This window comes from Cellulosimicrobium sp. G4 BAM 1002, from assembly GCF_057126935.1.
Genome location: NZ_CP182109.1, coordinates 1508225 through 1527639 on the forward strand (window position 1 = coordinate 1508225; position 19415 = coordinate 1527639).

Consider the following 19415-nt stretch of genomic DNA (forward strand, 5'->3'; position numbering starts at 1 on the left):
CGGCGGGTCTAGCCGCCGATGGCGCCCATGCTGCGCGACGTCGGCGCGAACGCGTCGGCGGCGAGGGTCGGGGTGTCGCTGCCGTGGGCGAGCGGCTTGCGCCACATGGCGCCCTGCCACGCCCGGGCGACCGCGTCGTCACGTGCGTCCTCGTCGAGGTCCGGCGAACGCAGGATCTCGCGCAGGTCGGTCTCGTCGTCGCCGAACAGGCACGAGCGCACCGTGCCCTCGGCGGTGAGACGTGTGCGGTCGCACGCGCCGCAGAACGAGCGCGTGACCGACGCGATGATCCCGACCGTCTGCGGGCCGCCGTCGACCAGCCATTCCTCGGCAGGTGCCGACGGGTCGTCCCGGCCGACCTCGAGCAGGTCGAAGCGGTCGCCGAGCACGCCCAGCAGGTCACCGGCCGAGACGAGGTCGTCGCGCGTCCACCGACCGTCCGCGTCGAGCGGCATCTGCTCGATGAACCGCAGGTGGCAGCCGTGCTCGACGGCCCACGCGAGCAGGTCCGCCGCGCCCGCGAGGGTCTCGGGCATGAGGACCGCGTTGAGCTTGACCGGGGCGAGTCCCGCGGCGAGCGCCGCGCGGATCCCCGCCTGCACGTCGGCGAGGCGGTCCCGGCGCGTGAGGCGCGCGAAGTCGGCACGGTCGACCGAGTCGAGCGAGATGTTCACGCGGTCCAGCCCCGCGGCGACGAGCCCGTCGACGCGCTTGTCGAGACCGATCGCGTTGGTGGTCATCGAGAGCGACACGTCGGGGGCTGCCGCGCGGGCGGCCCGCAGGATGTCCTCGAGGTCCCGCCGCATGAGCGGCTCCCCGCCCGTGAACCGGACGTCGGTGATGCCGAGCCGGCCCACGGCGACGCGGACGACGCGCCCGATCTCCTCGGGCGTGAGCAGGTTCTCCCGGGCGATCGACGGCAGCCCTTCGGCCGGCATGCAGTACGTGCAGCGCAGCGAGCACTTCTCGGTGATCGAGATCCGCAGGTCGCGCGCGACGCGGCCGTACCGGTCGACCAGCGCGTCGGTCTCGGGGCGACCCTCGGTGGAGCCGGCGCCGCGCGCGGCCGGGCGCGGTCTGGGCATCCCGAGGGAGACGGCGGTCATGCCCCCGATCGTAGACAGGGTTGCGAGGGTGGCGCCGTACGCCGACGCGGGCTGGGCGACGACGAAGCCCGGGCCGGAGTCGGCGGGAGGTGTCTGCCCGACCATGGGGTCGTGACCTGCGCGTCGCATCGTGCTAGCGTGGACTTCGCTGTGTGGAACCCAAGTTCCGTCCAGCGGAAGTTCGAGTGAAACGCTCGCAAGCAGTCCACAGGCGGATTCAAGCCCTGTGTTTCCGGCGCGTCACAGCGGACGCCGGCCCGGACACGCAGGGGACTCACCGCAAGGGTTCACTGGGAGGACGCCGGTACGCCGGCACCCTGGCGGAAGCGAGATCCACGATGCTCCACATCGTCGACCAGATCGTCCCGTGGCTCGGCCCGGGGCAGCCCCCGTTCGCCGTCGCGACGGTGGTCGCGGCGTCCGGCTCCGTGCCGCGACCCGTCGGCACCGCGATGGCCGTGCGGGCGGACGGCGCCGTCGTCGGCAGCCTGTCCGGCGGGTGCGTCGAGGGCGCGGTGCACGCCGCCGCGCTCGACGCGATCACGTCGGGCGCGTGCCACCGCGAGACGTTCGGCTACAGCGACGACGACGCGTTCGCCGTCGGCCTGAGCTGCGGAGGGACGCTCGACGTGCACGTCCAGCCGGTCTTCCCCGGGGATGACGTCGCGCGCGCCCTCGCCGCGCTCGCGTCTGGTCCTGACGGCGGAGGGGACGCGGGCCCGGACGCCGCCGAGGGGCGTGCCACCGGTGGGGTCGGCGCCGTCCCGGCCGCACGAGCGGTCGTCACCCGCCCGACGGCGGCACTCGTGCGCCGCATCGACGGGCCCCGTCGCACGGCGGTCGTCGTGGACCCACGCACCGTCGACGAGCGCTCGGTCTCCGTCGCGCTGCGGGATCTCGTCGGGCGCGGACCGCTGGACGCGGCTGCCGCCCAGGTCGTGGCCGTGCTCCGTGCCGGCGGCACGGCCACCGTGCACGCGGCGCACGGAGCGCCCGGCGCAGCGAGCACCGGGGAGCGACCGGGGACGGTGTGCGACGACGAGGCCACGGAACCCGTGACTCTGCTCGTCGAGACCCGCCTGCCCGCGCCACGGTTCCTCGTGTTCGGCGCTAACGACTTCGCCGGTGCGCTCGTGCGCAGCGTGCGGCTCCTCGGCTACCGCGTGACGCTCGTCGACGCACGGGAGGTCTTCGCCGACGCGCGCCGCTTCCCCGAGGCGGACGGCGTCGTCGTCGAGTGGCCCGACCGCTACCTCGCGGGCGAGGCAGCAGCCGGACGCGTCGACGCGCGCACCGCCGTCGCCGTCCTTACGCACGACGCCAAGTTCGACGTGCCGCTCCTGCGGCTCGCGCTCGACCTGCCGCTCGCGTACGTGGGGGCGATGGGCTCGCGACGCGCGCACGCGCAGCGCGTGGAGTCGCTCCGTGGCGAGGGCGTCGGCGAGGCGGCGCTCGCGCGGCTGCGCTCGCCCATCGGGCTCGACCTCGGTGCCGTGACGCCCGAGGAGGTCGCGGTGTCGATCACGGCCGAGCTGGTCGCGACCCGCCACGGCCGCGCCGGCGTCGTGCCCCTGAGCAGCACCGACGGCCCGCTCCATGCGTTACCCACCGACCCGCCTCCCACGGCGCCGACAGCCACCGCGACCTCGGAGGAGACCTCCTCATGGACCTGAGCACCGTCACCGACCTCGTCCCGACCGCCGACCCCGCCGACTGGCGCGAGGGCGACGCGTGGCTAGCAGGCGGGACCGTCCTGTTCTCCTACGGCAGCCAGACGCTGCGGCGGCTGCTCGACGTCACGAGCGCCGGCTGGCCCGGCCTCACCGTGACCGACGACGGTCTCGAGATCGCGGCGACGTGCACCGTCGCGGAGCTGTGGGCGTTCGAGGAGACGGCGGCGGGCGCGGCCGCGCGCGAGCGCTGGACGGCGCTCGACCTCGTGCGGCCGTGCTGCGACTCCTTCGTCGCGTCCTTCAAGATCTGGAACACGTCGACCGTCGGCGGGAACGTCTGCACGTCGCTGCCCGCCGGGCCCATGATCTCGCTCACCGCCGCGCTCGACGGCGTCGCCGAGGTGTGGGGGCCCGGTGGCACGCGGCGGACGCAGCCCGTCGCCGAGCTCGTCACCGGGGAGCTGCGCAACACGCTCGCACCGGGCGAGCTCCTGCGCGCGATCCGGGTCCCTGACCACGCCCTGCGGTCGCGCACCGCGTTCCGCCGCCTGTCCCTGTCGAACCTCGGGCGCTCGGGCGTGCTGCTGATCGGGCGCGTCGACCCGCCCGACGGCGAGTCCGACGCCAGGGGAGCCCTCGTCCTCACCGTCACCGCCTCCACGCGCCGCCCCGTGCAGCTCCGGTTCGCCGCGGACGACCCGCCGACCGCGGCGGACCTCGTCGCGGCGCTCGACGACGCGATCCCGTTCGACCTCTACCACGACGACATCCACGGCCTGCCGGAGTGGCGCCGGGACATGACCTACCGCCTCGCCGAGGAGATCCGTGCGGAGCTCGTCGACGACATCGCGGACGGAGGCCCTCGATGACCACGCCCCCCACGACGACCCCGCCCACGACGCCGTCTCTGCCTCCGGGCGCGCCAACCTCGAGCGTGCGGCCGATCGTCGTCGACGGCCGCCCCGTCGAGGCCGTGCCCGGCGCGGGTCAGTGCCTGCGGACGTTCCTGCGCGAGCAGGGCGCGCACGGGGTGAAGAAGGGCTGCGACGCCGGAGACTGCGGTGCCTGCACCGTGCACGTCGACGGCGTCCCCGTGCACTCGTGCGTGTACCCGGCGCGGCGCGCCGCGGGGCACGACGTGACGACGATCCAGGGCCTCGCGGCGTCGGCGTGCCACGGCGACGGTGCCACTGCCGACCGCGACGGCGGCTCGTGCGACCACGCGCCGCACGGCCCGCAGGACGCGCTGCACCCGGTGCAGCAGCAGTTCCTCGACGCGCAGGGGTTCCAGTGCGGGTTCTGCACCGCCGGGATGATCATGACCGCGGCGACGTTCGACGACACCCAGCGCGAGAACCTGCCCCGCAACCTCAAGGGCAACCTGTGCCGCTGCACGGGCTACCGCGCGATCGAGGACGCCGTCCTCGGCAGGGGCGACACGACCGGGACCGGCTCCGGCACGGGCGAGCGGGCGACGTCGGGCGACGGCCAGGGTCCTCTCACGCCGGACCAGGGGTCTCCTTCGGCCGGGCGGGCGTTCGGGTCCGACGTGCCGGCGCCCGCGGGCCGCGGGGTCGTCACGGGGACGGTGCGTTACACGCTCGACGTGGACCCGGCCGACTACCCCGGGCTCGCGCACCTCAAGCTCGTGCGGTCGCCGCACGCGCACGCGCGGGTCGTGGCGATCGACACCTCGGCCGCGCTCGCGGTGCCGGGCGTGCTGGCCGTCTTCACGCACGAGGACGCCCCGACGGCCCGCTTCTCGACCGCCCAGCACGAGCTGTTCACCGACGACCCCGACGACACGCGCGTCCTCGACGACGTCGTGCGCCACGTCGGCCAGCGCGTGGCCGCGGTCGTCGCGGAGACGGTCGCGGCCGCCGAGGAGGGCGTGCGGAGGGTGCGCGTCGAGTACGACGTGCTGCCCGCCGTCGTCGACCCGGAGGAGGCGATGGCCGCCGGTGCGCCGCTCGTGCACCCCGACCTCGACGCGACGCAGGCGCGCGTCTCCAGGCCTGAGGCGAACGTCGTCGCGGAGGTGCACTCCGAGCTCGGCGACGTCGAGCGCGGGCTCGCGGAGGCCGACGTCGTGCACGAGGCGACGTACCGCACCCACCGTGTGCAGCACGCGGCTCTCGAGACCCACAGCTCGATCGCCTCGCTCGACGACGACGGGCGCCTCGTCGTGCGCTCGTCCACGCAGGTCCCGTTCCTCGCACGGCGCCACCTCGCACGCGTCCTCGACCTCGACCCGGAGCGCGTGCGCGTGCACTGCGAGCGCGTCGGCGGCGGGTTCGGCGGCAAGCAGGAGGTGCTCACCGAGGACGTCGTGGCCCTCGCGACGCTGCGCCTCGGGCGGCCGGTGCAGCTCGAGCTCACGCGCTCGGAGCAGTTCGTCGGCACGACGACGCGCCACCCGTTCCGCATCCGGGTGCGCGCGGGCGCGCGCCGCGACGGGACGCTCACCGCGCTGCACCTCGACGTGCTGACCAACACGGGCGCGTACGGCAACCACGGGCCCGGCGTCATGTTCCACGGGTGCGGCGAGTCGCTCGCGGTGTACCGGTGCGAGAACAAGAAGGTCGACGCGCACAGCGTGTACACGAACACGGTGCCCGCGGGAGCGTTCCGCGGCTACGGGCTGTCGCAGATGGTCTTCGCCGTCGAGTCGGCCGTCGACGAGCTCGCACGGCAGCTCGGCATGGACCCGCTCGAGCTGCGGCGGCGCAACGTCGTGCTCGAGGGCGAGCCGATGCTCTCGACCCGGCCCGAGCCCGAACGGGACGTCCTGTACGGCAGCTACGGCCTCGACCAGTGCCTCGACCTCGCCCGCGACGCGCTCGACCGCGGGCGGGCGCGCGACGTCGCGGCGTACGGGGTGGCTCCCGTCCCCCATGGCCGCGACGCCGGAGGGGCCGCGATGCCGTGGCTCGGCGAGGAGTGGGGCGTCGGCGAGGGGGTCGCGCTGTCGATGATCGACACCGTGCCGCCCCGCGGCCACTACTCGCACTCGCGCGTGCGGCTGCGTGCCGACGGCGTCGTCGAGGCCGAGGTCGGGACCGCCGAGTTCGGCAACGGCACGACGACGGTCCACGCCCAGCTCGTCGCGAGCGCCCTCGGGCAGGACGCCGCGGCGGTCGTGGTGCGTCAGTCCGACACCGACCTCCTCGAGCACGACACCGGCGCGTTCGGGTCCACCGGAACGGTCGTCGCGGGCAAGGCGTCGCTCGCCGCGGCGGAGGACCTCGCGGAGGCCGTGCTCAAGGTCGCGGCCGGCGTCGCTGGGACGGCACCCGGTGACTGCCGGCTCGTGCCCGGCGGCGTCGACTGCGCCGGGACGGCGGTCCCGCTCGCGGACGTCGCGCGTGCCGCCGCCGAGGCCGGGATCGAGCTCGTCGCCGACGGCCGCTGGGGCGGCACGCCCCGCTCGGTCGCGTTCAACGTCCACGGCTTCCGCGTCGCCGTCCACCACGGCACGGGCGAGATCCGCATCCTGCAGTCCGTCCAGGCCGCCGACGCCGGCGAGGTCGTCAACCCGCGCCAGTGCCGCGGGCAGGTCGAGGGCGGCATCGCGCAGGCGCTCGGCGCCGCGCTCTACGAGAACGTCGTCGTCGACGAGACGGGCCGCGTCACGACGGACATCTTCCGCCAGTACCACCTGCCGACGTTCGCGGACACCCCACGCAGCGAGGTCTACTTCGCCCGCACGTCGGACAGCACGGGTCCGCTGGGCGCGAAGTCCATGAGCGAGAGCCCCTTCAACCCCGTCGCACCGGCGCTCGCCAACGCGATCCGGGCCGCGACGGGCGTGCGGTTCACCGAGCTCCCGCTCGCCCGGGACCGCGTGTACCTGGGCATCAAGACCGCCACCCCCCGCTGAGTGCATGACATAGCCGCGGCCGAACGCGTTCGGCGCGACCATTTCATGCACTCAGCGATGCCCGGGGTCGAGGAGGTCGAGGTCGGCCTCGGTGTCGAGGTCGCGGCCGTCGCCCGGGTGGTCGACGACGTCGATCAGGTCGGCGTGGGTCCGCAGGAAGTCTCGCGCGCCGTGGTCGCCGTGGGCGCTCGCGGCGGCCGGTGCCGCGAGCGCCGCGTCGAGGACGAGCGGGTGGGCCCAGCCGGGCCGGTCGTGCTCGCCCTGCCCGACGGCGGTCGTCCAGCGCGACGCCGTGACGCGGCCGGGCCGGTGGGTGGCGAGGAGGCGCGCGACGTCGTCGGGCAGGACGCCGGGCTGGTCCACGTGGGCGACCACGACGCGGTCCGGGCCCTGGGCGAGCGCGGCGGTCACGCCGACGCGCAGCGACGTGCCCATGCCCGAGCCCCAGTCCGGGTTGACGACCACGTCGACGCGCGGGCGGTCGAGCTGTGCCTGCGCGCGCACGCGCTCGGCCTCGGCGCCGAGCACCGTCACGACGACGTCGCACCCGCCGTCGAGCAGGACGCGCGCGACGTGCTCGACGAGCGGACGGCCCCGGTGGGGGAGCAGCGCCTTGGGGCCCCGGCCGAGGCGCGTGCCCGCGCCGGCCGCGAGCAGGACGGCGACCGTGCGGGGAGCGGACGGGGACGCCGACGGGGGAGCCACCCGGCCAGGATAGGCCGCCGCAGGACCGCGGAGCGGGCGTCGCGCCGAACCCGGGGTCGGAGGTCACGCCGGAGCCCGGGTGGCGCGCAACCCCGGGTTCGGCGGGAGCGCGCGCCGCGCTGGGACCTGGCGACTTTGCCGATGCTTGGCGTGTTCATCATCGGGCACGGGGGCCGCTATGCTCACCCCGCCGGGACGGTCGCCGCCGCCTGCCAACGACATCGAAGGAGTCCGGATGAGCTTCATGGAGAAGCTGCGTGGACAGCTGATCGACATCATCGAGTTCCTCGACGAGAGCCGCGACACGATCGTCTGGCGGTTCCCGCGGCAGGGCAACGAGATCAAGAACCAGGCGAAGCTGGTCGTCCGCGAGGGCCAGACGGCCGTCTTCGTCAGCGAGGGCCGCCTCGCCGACGTCTTCGGTCCCGGCACGTACACGCTCGAGACGAAGAACCTGCCGGTCCTGTCCACGCTCCAGGGCTGGAAGTACGGGTTCAGCTCGCCGTTCAAGGCGGAGGTCTACTTCGTCGCCACGCGCCAGTTCACGGACCTCACGTGGGGCACCCAGAACCCCGTGATCCTGCGCGACCCCGAGCTCGGCGCGGTACGGCTGCGCGCGTTCGGCACCTACGCGCTGCAGGTCGTCGACCCCTCCGCGCTGCTGCGCCAGCTCGTGGGCACCGACCCGCAGTTCCGCACCGACGAGATCGGCGACTACTTCCGGCGCCTCGTCGTCGGCCAGCTCGGCCCCGCGCTCGCGGAGGCGGACGTCGCCGCGATCGACCTCGCCGCGAACCAGCGCGAGATCGCCACGCGCCTCGCGGGCCAGCTCTCGGAGGACCTGTCGGAGTACGGCATCGCGGTCCGCCGCTTCGTCATCGAGAACGTCTCCTTCCCGCCCGAGGTCGAGGCGGCGCTCGACAAGCGGACGCAGATGGCCGTCGTCGGGAACCTCGACCAGTACACGAAGTTCCAGGCCGCGAACGCTCTCGAGACCGCCGCAGGGAACCCGGGAGGCGCGGGCGACGGACTCGGGCTCGGCGCGGGCATGGGGCTCGGTGCCGCCATGGGCCAGCAGCTCGCCCAGTCCCTCGCGCCGACGGCGTCCCAGCCCGCGCCTGCCGTGTCGCCGCCCACGGCACCTGCCGCCGGGCCGCCGCCCCTGCCCGCCACGGAGTCGCCGTGGTTCTGGGCCGTCGGCGGGACCCAGGCCGGCCCGGGCTCGACCGCGGACCTCACCGCACGGGTCCGCGCCGGCGAGGTCACACGCACGTCGCTCGTGTGGCAGCAAGGCATGGCGTCGTGGACCGCGGCCGGTGAGGTGCCCGCACTCGCGTCGCTGTTCGCCGCGACCCCGCCGCCGCTGCCGTGAGCGACACCCGGGGCGAGCTCGTCCGCACGCGGTGCGACGCGTGCGGGTCGCAGCTCGCGTACGCGCCGGGCACCCGGCACCTGCGGTGCGTGGCGTGCGCCGGCACGGTCGCGATCGTGCATGCGCCGGGCGACTCCGTCGACGAGCACGCGTTCGACGCGTGGGCTGCCGCGCAGGGCGGCGTGCGCGCCGGGATCCTCGACGCCCGCACGCTCACGTGCGACGGGTGCGGAGCGACGACGCAGGGCACCGACCTGTCGGTGGCGTGCCGGTTCTGCGGCGGGCACCTCGTCGCGGCGGTCGAGGCGGACGGGCTGGTGCAGCCCGAGGCGGTCGTGCCGTTCGGCGTCGAGCAGGCGCAGGCGCGCGAGGCGTTCCGGAAGTGGGTGCGCTCGCGCTGGTTCGCTCCCGGCGAGCTCAAGAAGGTCGGCGACACCGAGTCGCTGCACGGCTCCTACGTGCCGCACTGGACGTTCGACGCCCGCACGGCGTCGGCCTACGACGGCGCTCGCGGAGACGCGTACTACGTCACCGTGAAGCACGGCGACGAGGAGCGCCAGGAACGGCGGGTGAGCTGGACGCCGGTGTCGGGCCGTGTCGCGCGGGACTTCGACGACGTCCTCGTGCCGGCCTCCTCGCAGGTCGCCGAGCGGGATCTCGCCCGGCTCGGCCCGTGGCCGCTCGAGCGCGCCGTCCCCTTCCGCCCCGAGTACCTGGCGGGCTTCTCCGCCACGCGCTACGAGGTCGAGCCGCCCGCGGGCCTCGACCGCGCGAAGCAGAAGATGGCGCCGGTCATCCACGACGACGTCCGGAGCGACATCGGTGGAGACGAGCAGCGGGTCGGCTCGATCCGCACCGCCTACGCGGACGTGATGTTCAAGCTCGTGCTGCTCCCACTGTGGATCGCGACGTACGTGTACGCCGGCAAGCAGTGGCAGGTCATGGTCAACGCCAACACGGGCCAGGTCGTCGGCAAGCGTCCCTACAGCGCGTGGAAGATCACGCTCGCCGTGCTCGTCGGGCTGCTCGTCGTCGCGGCCCTCGCCTTCTGGTACGTGCGCTCGCAGACGTGAGAGCCGGCGTGGTCACCGCGTCCCGCGGTCGTCGTACGCCTGCTGGGAGGCGGTGACCTCGTCGACCGCGCCCTCGAGCACGTCGATGAGTCCGGCGAGGCTGTCGGCGACCCGGCGCCCGAGGTCCGTGAGGGAGTACTCGACGTGCGGTGGGATGGTCGTCCGCACCTCGCGGACGACGATGCCGTCGCGCTCGAGGGACTGGAGGGTCTGGGCGAGCATCTTCTCGCTCACGCCGTCGATGCGTCGCCGCAGCGCGTTGAAGCGGACGGCGCCGTCCCGCAGGCCCGCGACCGTCAGAACTCCCCAGCGTCCCGTCACCGCCTCGAGCACGTGCCGGGACGTGCAGCCGCGCTGGAACACGTCGGCCACCATCGCGTCGGTGGGTCCGATGTCCTCGACGGGTCGGGCGTCGGTCGTCATCGGTCCAGGATAGGCCGCAGCCGCTTGGCGAGTGCTGTGATTCATATCGCACACTCTGCCGGTTGGCACTATCGAAAAGTAAGTGCACCCTGGGATGGATGCGCCCGACCGGGCGCGTCGACCACCATCCTGAGGAGCGTCACCATGACCATCGCCGTCACCGGAGCCAGCGGCCACCTGGGCCACCTCGTCGTCGAGTCGCTCCTCGCGCACGGGGCGGAGCCGACCGAGGTCGTCGCCGTCGCGCGCACGACCGGCAGGGCCGCCGACCTCGCCGGGCACGGCGCCGTCGTCCGCGAGGGTGACTACGGTCGCCCGGAGACGCTTGCTGCCGCGCTCGCGGGCGTCGACGTCCTCGTCCTCGTCTCGGGCTCGGAGGTGGGGCGCCGCGTCGAGCAGCACCGCAACGTGGTCGAGGCGGCCCGCGCCGCCGGCGTCTCGCGCGTGATCTACACGAGCGCCCCGCACGCGACGACGTCCGCGCTCGTGCTCGCCCCCGAGCACAAGGCGACCGAGGAGCTCCTCGCCGCGTCGGGTCTCGCGACGACGATCCTGCGCAACGGCTGGTACACGGAGAACTACGCGGCCGACGTGCAGCGTGCCGCCGGGACCGGGGAGATCGTCGCGAGCGTCGGGGACGGCCGGGTCGCGAGCGCGAGCCGCGCCGACTACGCCGAGGCCGCGGCCGTCGTCGCGCTCGCCGCGCACGCCGACGCGTCCGCGCACGCCGGGGCGGTCTACGAGCTCTCGGGCGACGTCGCGTGGACGTTCGACGACCTCGCCGCGGCGGCGGGCGACGTGCTGGGGCGGCCCGTGGCCTACCGGCGGCTGACGCCCGACGAGCACCGCGAGGCGCTCCTCGGCGCGGGGCTCGACGAGGGGACCGCGGGCTTCGTCGTCGCGCTCGACGGCAACATCCGCGACGGGCTCCTCGCCGAGACGTCGGGCGACCTCGCGCGCCTCCTGGGCCGCCCGACGACGCCCCTCGTCGACGGCCTGCGGGCCGCCGTCGCGCAGGGGACTCAGGGCTGACGGGTCGGTGTCGTCACGGGCGGGGAATACCGCCCGTGGCACAACGGTTGAAGATACAACTAACATCGTGCGCTCGAGAGGACCGTCATGAGCCAGCCGTCAGTCGCCCCCGCACCGTCCGCTCACGGACGTGCCGGGACCGCGCCCCGTAGTGCCGCCGACCTCCTCGCCGCCGAGACGCGCATGGACGCCGTCACGCTCCACGTGCGCGACCTCGACCTCATGACGCGCTACTACCGCGACGCGCTGTCGCTCGCCGTCCTGCCGACGCCCGACACGCTCGAGCTGCCCGACGGAGCCCACCGAGCCGAGACGGTCGTGCTCGGACGTCGCGAGACGCCGCTCGTCGTGCTGCACCGCGCGCGCGACCTGCCTGCGCCGGCGCGTGGCGAGGCCGGCCTCTTCCACACGGCCGTGCTGTTCGACGACGAGCCGGCGCTCGCGCACGCGCTGGCCTCCGTGGCGACGACGGCGCCGAGCACGTTCGTCGGCAGCGCCGACCACCTGGTCTCGCAGGCCTTCTACTTCACCGACCCGGAGGGCAACGGCGTCGAGCTCTACGCCGACCGTCCTCGCGAGACCTGGGGCTGGGACCAAGGGGGCGTGCGCATGGACACGATCTACCTCGACCCGAACGCGTTCCTCGCGGACCACCTGAGCGACACGTCGCGCGACGCCCTCGCGGGCGACCGCACGGCTGTCGCGGCCGCCAGCCCGGTGAGCACCGCCGTGGGTACCGCGCCGGGCGCCGGGGCCGTGGTCGGCCACGTGCACCTCCAGGTGGGCGACGTGCCCGCGGCGCGCGCGTTCTACGTCGACGCGCTCGGGTTCGAGGAGACGGCGACCGTCCCCGGGGCGCTGTTCGTCTCCGCGGGCGGCTACCACCACCACATGGCGATGAACACGTGGAACAGCCGCGGCGCCGGTCCGCGGGCGTCGTCGCTCGGCCTCGGGAAGGTCGCCATCACGGTGCCCGGGGCGGACGACGTCGGCGCGCTGCGCGAGCGGCTCGCGCGGGCGGGTGTGGCGGTCCGCGACGACGGCGCGACCCTGCGCTTCGACGACCCGTGGCGCAACCTCCTCGAGGTGCGCGCGGACGGCTGAGCCGGGCGCGTCAGTGCGTCGCCTTGACCACCAGGACGGGGACGGGCGAGTCGAGCAGGACGCGCTGCGTGGTGCTGCCGAGCAGGAACTTGCCCACGGGCGACCGCTTGCGGGCGCCGACGACGACGAGCTCGGGCTGCGTGCGCTCGGCCTCGTCGATGATCGACTCGGCCGGGTCGACGTGCTCGGGGCGGTACGTGATCTCCGGCCGGGCCAGCTCCGACGGCAGGGTGTCGAGGAGGTGTGCGAGGCTCGCGGGCACCCCCGCCTCGGGGTCCTGCGGGGTGAGCACGAGGACCGCGAGCGCGGTCTCGCGGTGGACCGCCTCGGCGACGGCCGCCCGGAGTGCGGTCTCGCCCTGCGGGGAGTCGTTGTACGCCACGAGGACGGTCATCGCACGGGCCCTTCCGTCATTCCGTCGTGCTGCCGTTGAACTCTCTCACACGGCTGCGTCGGTCGCTGCCCGACGCGGGTCGGCGCGACGCGGCGGCAGCGACGTCGGCGGCGAGCTTGCCCGGCACCGCCAGGGTGGCCGGGAGCAGCGGCGGGACGACGTCGCGCAGGATTGCCTCGATCTGGCGCCGGCGGCGGGCGCCGAGCCGCTCGGCCGGCGCCGTCACGCTGACCGCCGCGACCGACTGCCCCCCGCGCAGGACCGGGACGGCGACACAGCTGATCCCTGGCTCGTTCTCCTCGTCCTCGGTCGCGAACCCGTCGGCCCGGACGCCGTCGCAGATCTCTCGCAGCGCGGCGGGGGAGACCGGGTGGTCCTCGGGCGTGGCGTCGGCGTACCAGGCCAGCAGGCCCTCGTCGAGCGGGCGGTAGGCGAGCAGGGCGCGCCCGAGCGCGGTCGTCGCGGCGGGCCTGCGTCGGCCGACCGCCGACCACACGCGCACCGGGCGCGCGGGCTCCACCTTGTCGAGGTAGACGATCTCGGTGCCGGCGAGCGCGCCGAGGTGCACGAGCTCGTCCGTCGCCCGGCACACGGCGACGAGCGCGGGGTGCAGGAGCGCCGGGAGGTTCTCCTCCCCGAGGTACACGGTCGCGAGCGCCGTCGCGGCGGGCCCGAGGCGGTAGTCGCCCGTGACCGCGTCCTGCTCGGCGTACCCGCGGTAGCGCAGCGCCGCGAGCGTGCGGTGCAGCGACGCCTTGTGCAGGCCGAGCGCCCGCGCGAGCTCACCCAGCACGACCCCGCCAGGCCCGGCCGCGGCGAGCGCCTCGAGCACGACGAGCGCCTTGTCGACGCTCCCGAGCGGGCTCCCGAGCGCCACGTCCTCGCCCTTCGTCGTGCTCGACGGCGTGGTCCCGGCTTCCGTCATCGTCGACCCTTCACCTAGAGTGCGTTCCGTAGTGAACAACAGGCGTTCACCATAGCGAAACGGAGTGAGCATGTCACCCCACGGACCCCTCGAGACGATCCGGCGCGCCCGGGTCGTCCCCGTCGTCGTCGTCGACGACGCCGCCCAGGGCGTCGGCGTCGCCACCGCGCTGCGCGACGGCGGCCTCCCGGTCGCGGAGGTCACGTTCCGCACCGCCGGCGCCCGCGCGGCGATCGAGGCGATCGCGAGCGAGGTGCCCGACGTCCTCGTGGGCGCGGGCACGGTCGTGCGGCCGGACCAGGTCGACGAGGCCGTCGCCGCGGGCGCCCGGTTCCTCGTCTCGCCCGGGCTGTCGGCCGCCGTCGTACGCCGCGCCCAGGAGCTCGAGGTGCCGGTCCTGCCCGGCGTCGCGACGCCGTCGGACATCATCGCGGCGCTCGACCTCGGCCTCGACGCGGTGAAGCTCTTCCCCGCGAACGTCGTGGGCGGCCCGGCCGCCGTGAAGGCGTTCTCCGCGCCGTTCCCCGGCCTGCGGTTCGTGCCCACGGGCGGCGTCAGCGCCGCGAACCTCCTCGACTACCTCGCCCTGCCGTCGGTGCTCGCCGCCGGCGGGTCCTGGATGGTCGACGCCACCCTCGTGCGCGCGGGCGACTGGACCGAGGTCGCGCGCCGCACGCGCGAGGCCGTCGACCTCGCCGCGACCCTGCCGACCGCCCGCACCGCCGAAGGAGCCTGACCCGTGACCGACACCACCGCCACCCAGCCCCCGCTCGACGTGCGTCCGGCGGACGAGTGCACCTACGACGTCGTCGCCCTCGGCGAGGTCATGCTGCGCCTCGACCCGGGCGAGCGCCGCATCAAGACCGCCCGCAGCTTCGACGCCTGGGAGGGCGGGGGCGAGTACAACGTCGCGCGCGGGCTGCGCCGCTGCTTCGGGCTGCGCGGCGCCGTCGTCACGGCGCTCGCGGACAACGAGGTGGGGCGCCTCGTCGAGGACCTCATGCTCACCGGCGGGCTCGACACGAGCCACGTGCGCTGGGTCCCCTACGACGGCATCGGCCGCACGGTGCGCAACGGGCTCAACTTCACCGAGCGCGGGTTCGGCGTGCGCGGCGCGGTCGGCGTCTCCGACCGCGGCAACACCGCGATCGCCCAGATGCGGCCCGACGACGTCGACTGGGACGCGCTGTTCGGCCGGGGCGTGCGCTGGTTCCACACGGGCGGCATCTTCGCGGCGCTGTCGGAGTCGAGCGCCGACGTCGCCGAGGCGGCGATGGCGGCCGCGCGCCGCCACGGGACGGTCGTGTCCTACGACCTCAACTACCGCCCGTCCCTGTGGCAGGGCATCGGCGGCGTCGAGCGCGCGCAGGAGGTCAACCGTCGCCTCGCACGCTACGTCGACGTGATGATCGGCAACGAGGAGGACTTCACGGCGAGCCTCGGGTTCGAGGTCGAGGGCGTGGACGAGAACCTCACCGACCTCGACACCGCCGCGTTCCGCGCGATGATCGCGCGAGCGGCCGAGGAGTACCCGAACTTCCGGGTGATCGCGACGACCCTGCGCGGCGTGAGGACCGCGACCGTCAACGACTGGGGTGCCATCGCGTGGTCGCGCGTGCAGGGCTTCGCCGAGGCGACGCACCGTCCGGGCCTGGAGATCCTCGACCGCGTGGGCGGCGGCGACTCGTTCGCGTCCGGCCTGGCGTACGGGCTCATGGAGCTCGGGTCCATCGCCGAGGCCGTGGAGTACGGCGCCGCCCACGGCGCCCTCGCCATGACGACGCCGGGGGACACGTCGACGGCGTCGCTCGCCGAGGTGCGCAAGCTCGCCTCGGGCGGGAGCGCGCGCGTGCAGCGCTGACGCCGACGCCTCACCTCCTCCCCGGCGCGCCGAGGTCTCGGGCTCAGCGCGCCGGGGAGAGCATCCGCCCGGACAGCGTGACGATCGCGCGCGTGGGGGCCAGTCGCGTCGCGAGCGTCTGGAGCCGGTTGCCGAGCCCGGGCACGACGCCGGGGGGAGCGTCGCGGCGGTCGAGCGCGCGCAGGGCGTCGTGCACGACCTGCTGGGCGCTGCGCACCTGGCCGATCTTCGCCTCGTCGGCGCCGACGACTTCGAAGAACTCGGTCGGGACCGGGCCAGGCGACAGGGCGAGCGTGCGCAGTCCCGTGCCCCGTGTCTCGTACCACAGCGCCTCGGTGAAGGAGCGGACGAACGCCTTCGTCGCTCCGTACACCGCCATGCCGGGCGTGGCCTGGAAGGAGGCGGTGCTCGCGACGTTCACGAGCGCGCCGCGCCCGGTCTCGACGAGCTGGGGCAGGAACGCGCGCGTCAGGTCGACGAGGCTCGCGACGTTCACCTGCACCTCCGCCGCGACCCGGTCGGGGTCGGCGTCGGCGAGCGCGCCGTGCGAGCCGAAGCCGGCGTTGTTGACGAGCGTGCCGAGGGTGATGCCGCGCTCCTGGAGCGTCTCGGCGAGCGCCCGGCCGGGCCGGTCCGTCGCGAGGTCGTGCGGGAGCACCGTCACGTCCGCGCCCGTCCGCGAGCGCAGCCGGGCCGCGAGGCCCTCGAGCCGGTCGGCGCGTCGCGCGACGAGCACCAACCCCGCGCCACGCTCTGCCAGACGGGACGCGAACTCGGCGCCGAGCCCGGAGCTCGCTCCCGTGACCAGGGCGGTGGTGCCGGCGTAGTCGATGGGCATGGTGGTCCTCTCGTCGGGTGGCGATAATGGGTGTACACCCGTTCACCTACTATGGTGAACAGGTGTACACCAGTGATGTCGAGGACGCAAGGCTCGGGGGTGCACCATGACCACGACCGAGGGCCGTCGTGCGCCCCACGCGCGTGGTCAGGGTGACCGCCTGCGCCACGAGCTCGTCGAGGCCGCGGCCGCGCTGCTCGCGCGCCCCCGGACCGTGCCGGCGCCGTCGCTGCGTGCGGTCGCGCGCGCCGTCGGGGTCTCGCCCGCGGCGGTCTACCTCCACTTCGCCTCCCAGGCCGACCTCGTGTGGGCCGTCCTCGAGCGCCACCTCGACGGCCTGGCGGCGGCGCTGCACGCGGCCGACGACCCCGCGCTCGACGTCCGCGAGCGCATGCACCGGGGCGCCGCGGCGTACGTCGCATGGGGCGTCGAGCACCCGGGTGCGTACCAGCTCCTCTTCGAGAGCGTCGACTCGCTCGGCATCGACGGCGGGCAGGACGTCCCTGGCGACCGGCTCGTCGAGGAGACCGCCGAGATCCTCGTCGACGGCGGGGTGGCGGTCGACGCTGCGCGCCGCGCCGCGACCCGCACGTGGATGGCACTGCACGGGCTCGTGTCCCTGCGCCTGCACAAGCCGCACCAGGAGTGGCCCGACGGCCTCGACCGCGACCGCCGGGCGCTCGTGGACGCGATGCTCGACACGGTCCTGGAGCGTAGGACCGGCCGATGACCGCGCGGGTGCGCGGCGACATGACCGCACCCGGGGCAGGTCCGGCCGTCGTCCAGCCCCCGGGTTAGGGTGGTCGGACGCATCGGGGGCGGTGGGAGGTGTCGTCGTGTCGGGTAGGCCGCAGGCCGCACGGAGCCTGCCCCGACGGCGCGTCGACCCGGCTCCGGACCTGGCGCGCGCCGTCGAGCACGCTCGGATCCTGCGCGGCGCCGGCGATGCCGCGGGAGCCGCTCGGGTCCTCGACCGCGCGTTCGACGCCGAGGGCGTGCGCGCCCGCACCGTCTCCGAGTCGCTGCGGTTCCGCGCCCTCGTCCTGCGTGCCGACCTCGCGCTGCGCCTGCACGACGACGCCGGCGCCGCCCGGTTCCTCGCCGGTGCCGACGCGCTGCCTCTGCTCGCGGACGCGCTCGCGAGCCTCGACGACGAGGTGCACCGCGCGGAGGAGCTCCGCGAGCAGCTCGTCGGCGAGGGTGACGGTTGAGCACTCGGGAACCGGTTCGGGCCTGCCGGCGTTGGACTGCGCAGCACCATCAGCCGCTCCCGGCAGTGTCCCGGCGGCGATCCGAGCACCATCCGAGCAGGAGGACCCGCATGCTGTGCCCGACCGACCAGACCGTGCTCGTCATGACCGACCGCAAGGGCGTCGAGATCGACTACTGCCCCACGTGCCGCGGCGTGTGGCTCGACCGTGGTGAGCTCGACAAGATCATCGACCGCTCGCTCGAGACCGAGATCGCCGCAGAGGCGGCCGGGCCCGCCGCGGCCGCGCCAGTACCTCCGGTCGCACCCGCGCCGACGTCGTACCCGCCGGCGCCGGCTGCCGACTACGGCACGCCGGGCTACGGCCAGCGTCCGCCGGCGCGAGGCGACGACCGCCGGTACGACGACCGGGACCGCTACCGCGACGAGCGCTACCGCGACGAGCGCTACCGCGACGAGCGCTACCGGGACGAGCGGGACCCCCGCTACGACGGCCGCGACGGCAACCGTGAGGGCTACGACCCGCGCTACCGCAAGCGCAAGAAGAAGGAGTCGTGGCTCGAAGACCTCTTCGACTTCTGAGCCGTCGGTGAGATGGCGCCGTCGTCGCGCGAGCACGACGAGCACGACGCATGACCGGCCGGGTCGGACGACACCGGGGACGCTCACCGTCGTGGTGCTCGTCGACAAGCGGAGGGGGGCCGTCCGCCGTGAGAGCCAGCTCCGGAACCTGCGCAGGATCCACGACATGACGCCGGTCGTCACCGTCGCCGGGGGCTAGGCTCGCTCCTTGTGCGTGCCGTGCTGAGCCGATGGGTCGACCCGTTCGTCGTGACCCTGCTCGTCGTGCTCGTGCTCGGGCTCGTCGTGCCGGTGAGCGCGGAGGCCCAGCGGGTCGTCGACGTCGTCGCGGACGTCGCGGTGACCGTCCTCTTCCTCGTCTACGGCATGCGCCTGTCGACGCGCGAGGTGTGGGCGGGGCTGCGGAACTGGCGGTTGCAGGGCGGCATCCTCGCCTCGACGTACGTCGTGTTCCCTCTGCTCGGGCTCGTCGTGGCCTGGGTGACGCAGCCGCTGCTCGGCGAGGGTCTGGCGGCCGGTCTGCTGTTCCTGTCGCTGCTCCCGTCGACGGTGCAGTCGTCCGTGGCGTTCACGTCGGTCGCGCGCGGCAACGTCGCGGGCGCGATCTGCGGCGCGACGGTGTCGAACGTCGTCGGCATGGTCGTGACGCCCCTGCTCGTGCTGTGGTTCATGACGAGCGCCGGGTCGGGCGCCACCGGACCGGCCGGCGGCCTCGGCGGGCTGCGCACCGTCCTGCTGCAGCTCCTCGTGCCGTTCGTGGTCGGCCAGCTCCTCCAGCCGTTCGTGGGCGACTGGATCCGCGCGCGGCGCTGGCTCACGCTCGGCGTGGACCGCGGGACGATCCTCGTCGTCGTGTTCGGTGCGGTCGCCGCGGCGACGTCCGCGGGTGTGTGGGCGAGCGTGTCCGGGTGGTCGATCGTCGGGCTGCTCGTCGTGAGCGCGGTCCTGCTGGCGGTCATGCTCGCCGTCACGTGGTGGGGCGGCGCGGCGCTGCGACTGTCGACCGAGGACCGCATCGCCCTGCTCATGTGCGGCTCGAAGAAGTCGCTCGCGACAGGGCTGCCCATGGCGAGCGTGCTGTTCCCCGTCGCCGTCGCGGGTGTCGTCGCGGTCCCGGTGATCGTCTTCCACCAGCTCCAGCTCGTCGTGTGCGCGGTGCTCGCGCGCCGGCTCGCGCTGCGCGCCTGACCCCGCGCGGGGGCCGTTCGCACCACGACGCCCGGAAGGCCCGGGAGGC

The 19415-nt window shown here is 74.6% G+C and carries 19 protein-coding genes; 13 read left to right on the top strand and 6 right to left on the bottom strand.

Translation table 11 applies throughout. The features are described 5' to 3' along the window. Nucleotides 1-8: 8 nt before the first annotated feature. Nucleotides 9-1106, bottom strand: a complete 1098-nt coding sequence (gene moaA / locus ACMXGY_RS06800; protein WP_483776097.1) for a GTP 3',8-cyclase MoaA — start codon at nt 1104-1106, stop codon at nt 9-11. 338 nt (nt 1107-1444) lie between these two features. Between moaA and ACMXGY_RS06805 the strand changes: the two genes are divergently transcribed. Genes ACMXGY_RS06805 through ACMXGY_RS06815 form a run of 3 tightly spaced genes read left to right on the top strand, consistent with a single transcriptional unit; the run spans nt 1445 to nt 6659 of the window. Beyond that, nucleotides 1445-2779: an XdhC family protein gene (locus tag ACMXGY_RS06805; RefSeq protein ID WP_483776098.1), complete on the top strand. Its 1335-nt coding sequence runs from the start codon at nt 1445-1447 to the stop codon at nt 2777-2779. Continuing rightward, nucleotides 2770-3648 (top strand): FAD binding domain-containing protein, encoded by an 879-nt coding sequence (locus ACMXGY_RS06810; RefSeq protein WP_483776099.1) that lies wholly within the window; start codon nt 2770-2772, stop codon nt 3646-3648. Before ACMXGY_RS06805 ends, ACMXGY_RS06810 begins: the two co-directional genes overlap by 10 nt. Further along, on the top strand, nt 3645-6659 hold the full coding sequence (locus tag ACMXGY_RS06815) for a molybdopterin-dependent oxidoreductase (protein ID WP_483776100.1): 3015 nt from the start codon (nt 3645-3647) through the stop codon (nt 6657-6659). Before ACMXGY_RS06810 ends, ACMXGY_RS06815 begins: the two co-directional genes overlap by 4 nt. Nucleotides 6660-6710: 51 nt before the next feature. On the opposite strand, the gene ACMXGY_RS06820 is transcribed toward ACMXGY_RS06815, so the two are convergent. Beyond that, a complete protein-coding gene (locus ACMXGY_RS06820; protein WP_483776101.1) occupies nt 6711-7364 on the bottom strand; it encodes a nucleotidyltransferase family protein in 654 nt (217 codons plus the stop codon). Between the two features lie 235 nt (nt 7365-7599). Between ACMXGY_RS06820 and ACMXGY_RS06825 the strand changes: the two genes are divergently transcribed. After that, on the top strand, nt 7600-8736 hold the full coding sequence (locus ACMXGY_RS06825) for an SPFH domain-containing protein (protein WP_483776102.1): 1137 nt from the start codon (nt 7600-7602) through the stop codon (nt 8734-8736). Beyond that, nucleotides 8733-9809, top strand: a complete 1077-nt coding sequence (locus ACMXGY_RS06830) for a hypothetical protein (RefSeq protein WP_483776103.1) — start codon at nt 8733-8735, stop codon at nt 9807-9809. The genes ACMXGY_RS06825 and ACMXGY_RS06830 overlap by 4 nt, the downstream gene beginning before the upstream one ends. Nucleotides 9810-9821: 12 nt before the next feature. On the opposite strand, the gene ACMXGY_RS06835 is transcribed toward ACMXGY_RS06830, so the two are convergent. Further along, the gene (locus ACMXGY_RS06835; RefSeq protein WP_483776104.1) at nt 9822-10232 is read right to left on the bottom strand and encodes a winged helix-turn-helix transcriptional regulator; all 411 of its coding nucleotides are present in this window, start codon (nt 10230-10232) and stop codon (nt 9822-9824) included. Between the two features lie 144 nt (nt 10233-10376). On the opposite strand from ACMXGY_RS06835, the gene ACMXGY_RS06840 reads away from it, so the two are divergent. Both ACMXGY_RS06840 and ACMXGY_RS06845 read left to right on the top strand, forming a co-directional pair. Then, on the top strand, nt 10377-11264 hold the full coding sequence (locus ACMXGY_RS06840; RefSeq protein WP_483776105.1) for an SDR family oxidoreductase: 888 nt from the start codon (nt 10377-10379) through the stop codon (nt 11262-11264). A gap of 183 nt (nt 11265-11447) precedes the next feature. Then, nucleotides 11448-12368 carry a VOC family protein gene (locus tag ACMXGY_RS06845; protein WP_483776806.1) on the top strand — a complete coding sequence of 307 codons (921 nt, stop codon included), beginning with the start codon at nt 11448-11450 and terminating at the stop codon, nt 12366-12368. Between the two features lie 10 nt (nt 12369-12378). Here the strand turns inward: ACMXGY_RS06845 and ACMXGY_RS06850 are convergent, their stop codons facing one another. Both ACMXGY_RS06850 and ACMXGY_RS06855 read right to left on the bottom strand, forming a co-directional pair. Then, a complete protein-coding gene (locus ACMXGY_RS06850) occupies nt 12379-12762 on the bottom strand; it encodes a universal stress protein (protein WP_483776106.1) in 384 nt (127 codons plus the stop codon). Nucleotides 12763-12778: 16 nt separating this feature from the next. Then, nucleotides 12779-13687 carry an IclR family transcriptional regulator gene (locus ACMXGY_RS06855; RefSeq protein ID WP_483776107.1) on the bottom strand — a complete coding sequence of 303 codons (909 nt, stop codon included), beginning with the start codon at nt 13685-13687 and terminating at the stop codon, nt 12779-12781. A gap of 70 nt (nt 13688-13757) precedes the next feature. Between ACMXGY_RS06855 and eda the strand changes: the two genes are divergently transcribed. Continuing rightward, nucleotides 13758-14423, top strand: a complete 666-nt coding sequence (eda, locus tag ACMXGY_RS06860) for a bifunctional 4-hydroxy-2-oxoglutarate aldolase/2-dehydro-3-deoxy-phosphogluconate aldolase (RefSeq protein ID WP_483776108.1) — start codon at nt 13758-13760, stop codon at nt 14421-14423. A gap of 3 nt (nt 14424-14426) precedes the next feature. Next, nucleotides 14427-15548, top strand: coding sequence for a PfkB family carbohydrate kinase (locus ACMXGY_RS06865; RefSeq protein WP_483776109.1), 1122 nt, complete (start codon nt 14427-14429; stop codon nt 15546-15548). Between the two features lie 43 nt (nt 15549-15591). On the opposite strand, the gene ACMXGY_RS06870 is transcribed toward ACMXGY_RS06865, so the two are convergent. Further along, nucleotides 15592-16386 (bottom strand): SDR family NAD(P)-dependent oxidoreductase, encoded by a 795-nt coding sequence (locus ACMXGY_RS06870; protein WP_483776110.1) that lies wholly within the window; start codon nt 16384-16386, stop codon nt 15592-15594. Between the two features lie 106 nt (nt 16387-16492). Between ACMXGY_RS06870 and ACMXGY_RS06875 the strand changes: the two genes are divergently transcribed. The 4 genes from ACMXGY_RS06875 (at nt 16493) to ACMXGY_RS06890 (ending at nt 19366) form a co-directional block, all read left to right on the top strand. Next, the gene (locus ACMXGY_RS06875; protein WP_483776111.1) at nt 16493-17116 is read left to right on the top strand and encodes a TetR/AcrR family transcriptional regulator; all 624 of its coding nucleotides are present in this window, start codon (nt 16493-16495) and stop codon (nt 17114-17116) included. A gap of 106 nt (nt 17117-17222) precedes the next feature. After that, the gene (locus ACMXGY_RS06880) at nt 17223-17597 is read left to right on the top strand and encodes a hypothetical protein (protein ID WP_483776112.1); all 375 of its coding nucleotides are present in this window, start codon (nt 17223-17225) and stop codon (nt 17595-17597) included. A gap of 110 nt (nt 17598-17707) precedes the next feature. Then, on the top strand, nt 17708-18178 hold the full coding sequence (locus ACMXGY_RS06885) for a TFIIB-type zinc ribbon-containing protein (protein ID WP_483776113.1): 471 nt from the start codon (nt 17708-17710) through the stop codon (nt 18176-18178). 219 nt (nt 18179-18397) lie between these two features. Beyond that, nucleotides 18398-19366, top strand: a complete 969-nt coding sequence (locus ACMXGY_RS06890; RefSeq protein ID WP_483776114.1) for a bile acid:sodium symporter family protein — start codon at nt 18398-18400, stop codon at nt 19364-19366. Nucleotides 19367-19415: the final 49 nt, after the last annotated feature.

Coding starts and splice junctions, on each gene's coding strand:
- moaA (WP_483776097.1), bottom strand. CDS start 1,106: ATGACCGCCGTCTCCCTCGGGATGCCCAGACCGCGCCCGGCCGCGCGC.
- ACMXGY_RS06840 (WP_483776105.1), top strand. CDS start 10,377: ATGACCATCGCCGTCACCGGAGCCAGCGGCCACCTGGGCCACCTCGTC.
- ACMXGY_RS06825 (WP_483776102.1), top strand. CDS start 7,600: ATGAGCTTCATGGAGAAGCTGCGTGGACAGCTGATCGACATCATCGAG.
- ACMXGY_RS06835 (WP_483776104.1), bottom strand. CDS start 10,232: ATGACGACCGACGCCCGACCCGTCGAGGACATCGGACCCACCGACGCG.
- ACMXGY_RS06815 (WP_483776100.1), top strand. CDS start 3,645: ATGACCACGCCCCCCACGACGACCCCGCCCACGACGCCGTCTCTGCCT.
- ACMXGY_RS06855 (WP_483776107.1), bottom strand. CDS start 13,687: ATGACGGAAGCCGGGACCACGCCGTCGAGCACGACGAAGGGCGAGGAC.
- ACMXGY_RS06870 (WP_483776110.1), bottom strand. CDS start 16,386: ATGCCCATCGACTACGCCGGCACCACCGCCCTGGTCACGGGAGCGAGC.
- eda (WP_483776108.1), top strand. CDS start 13,758: ATGTCACCCCACGGACCCCTCGAGACGATCCGGCGCGCCCGGGTCGTC.
- ACMXGY_RS06845 (WP_483776806.1), top strand. CDS start 11,448: ATGGACGCCGTCACGCTCCACGTGCGCGACCTCGACCTCATGACGCGC.
- ACMXGY_RS06805 (WP_483776098.1), top strand. CDS start 1,445: ATGCTCCACATCGTCGACCAGATCGTCCCGTGGCTCGGCCCGGGGCAG.
- ACMXGY_RS06850 (WP_483776106.1), bottom strand. CDS start 12,762: ATGACCGTCCTCGTGGCGTACAACGACTCCCCGCAGGGCGAGACCGCA.
- ACMXGY_RS06875 (WP_483776111.1), top strand. CDS start 16,493: ATGACCACGACCGAGGGCCGTCGTGCGCCCCACGCGCGTGGTCAGGGT.
- ACMXGY_RS06810 (WP_483776099.1), top strand. CDS start 2,770: ATGGACCTGAGCACCGTCACCGACCTCGTCCCGACCGCCGACCCCGCC.
- ACMXGY_RS06885 (WP_483776113.1), top strand. CDS start 17,708: ATGCTGTGCCCGACCGACCAGACCGTGCTCGTCATGACCGACCGCAAG.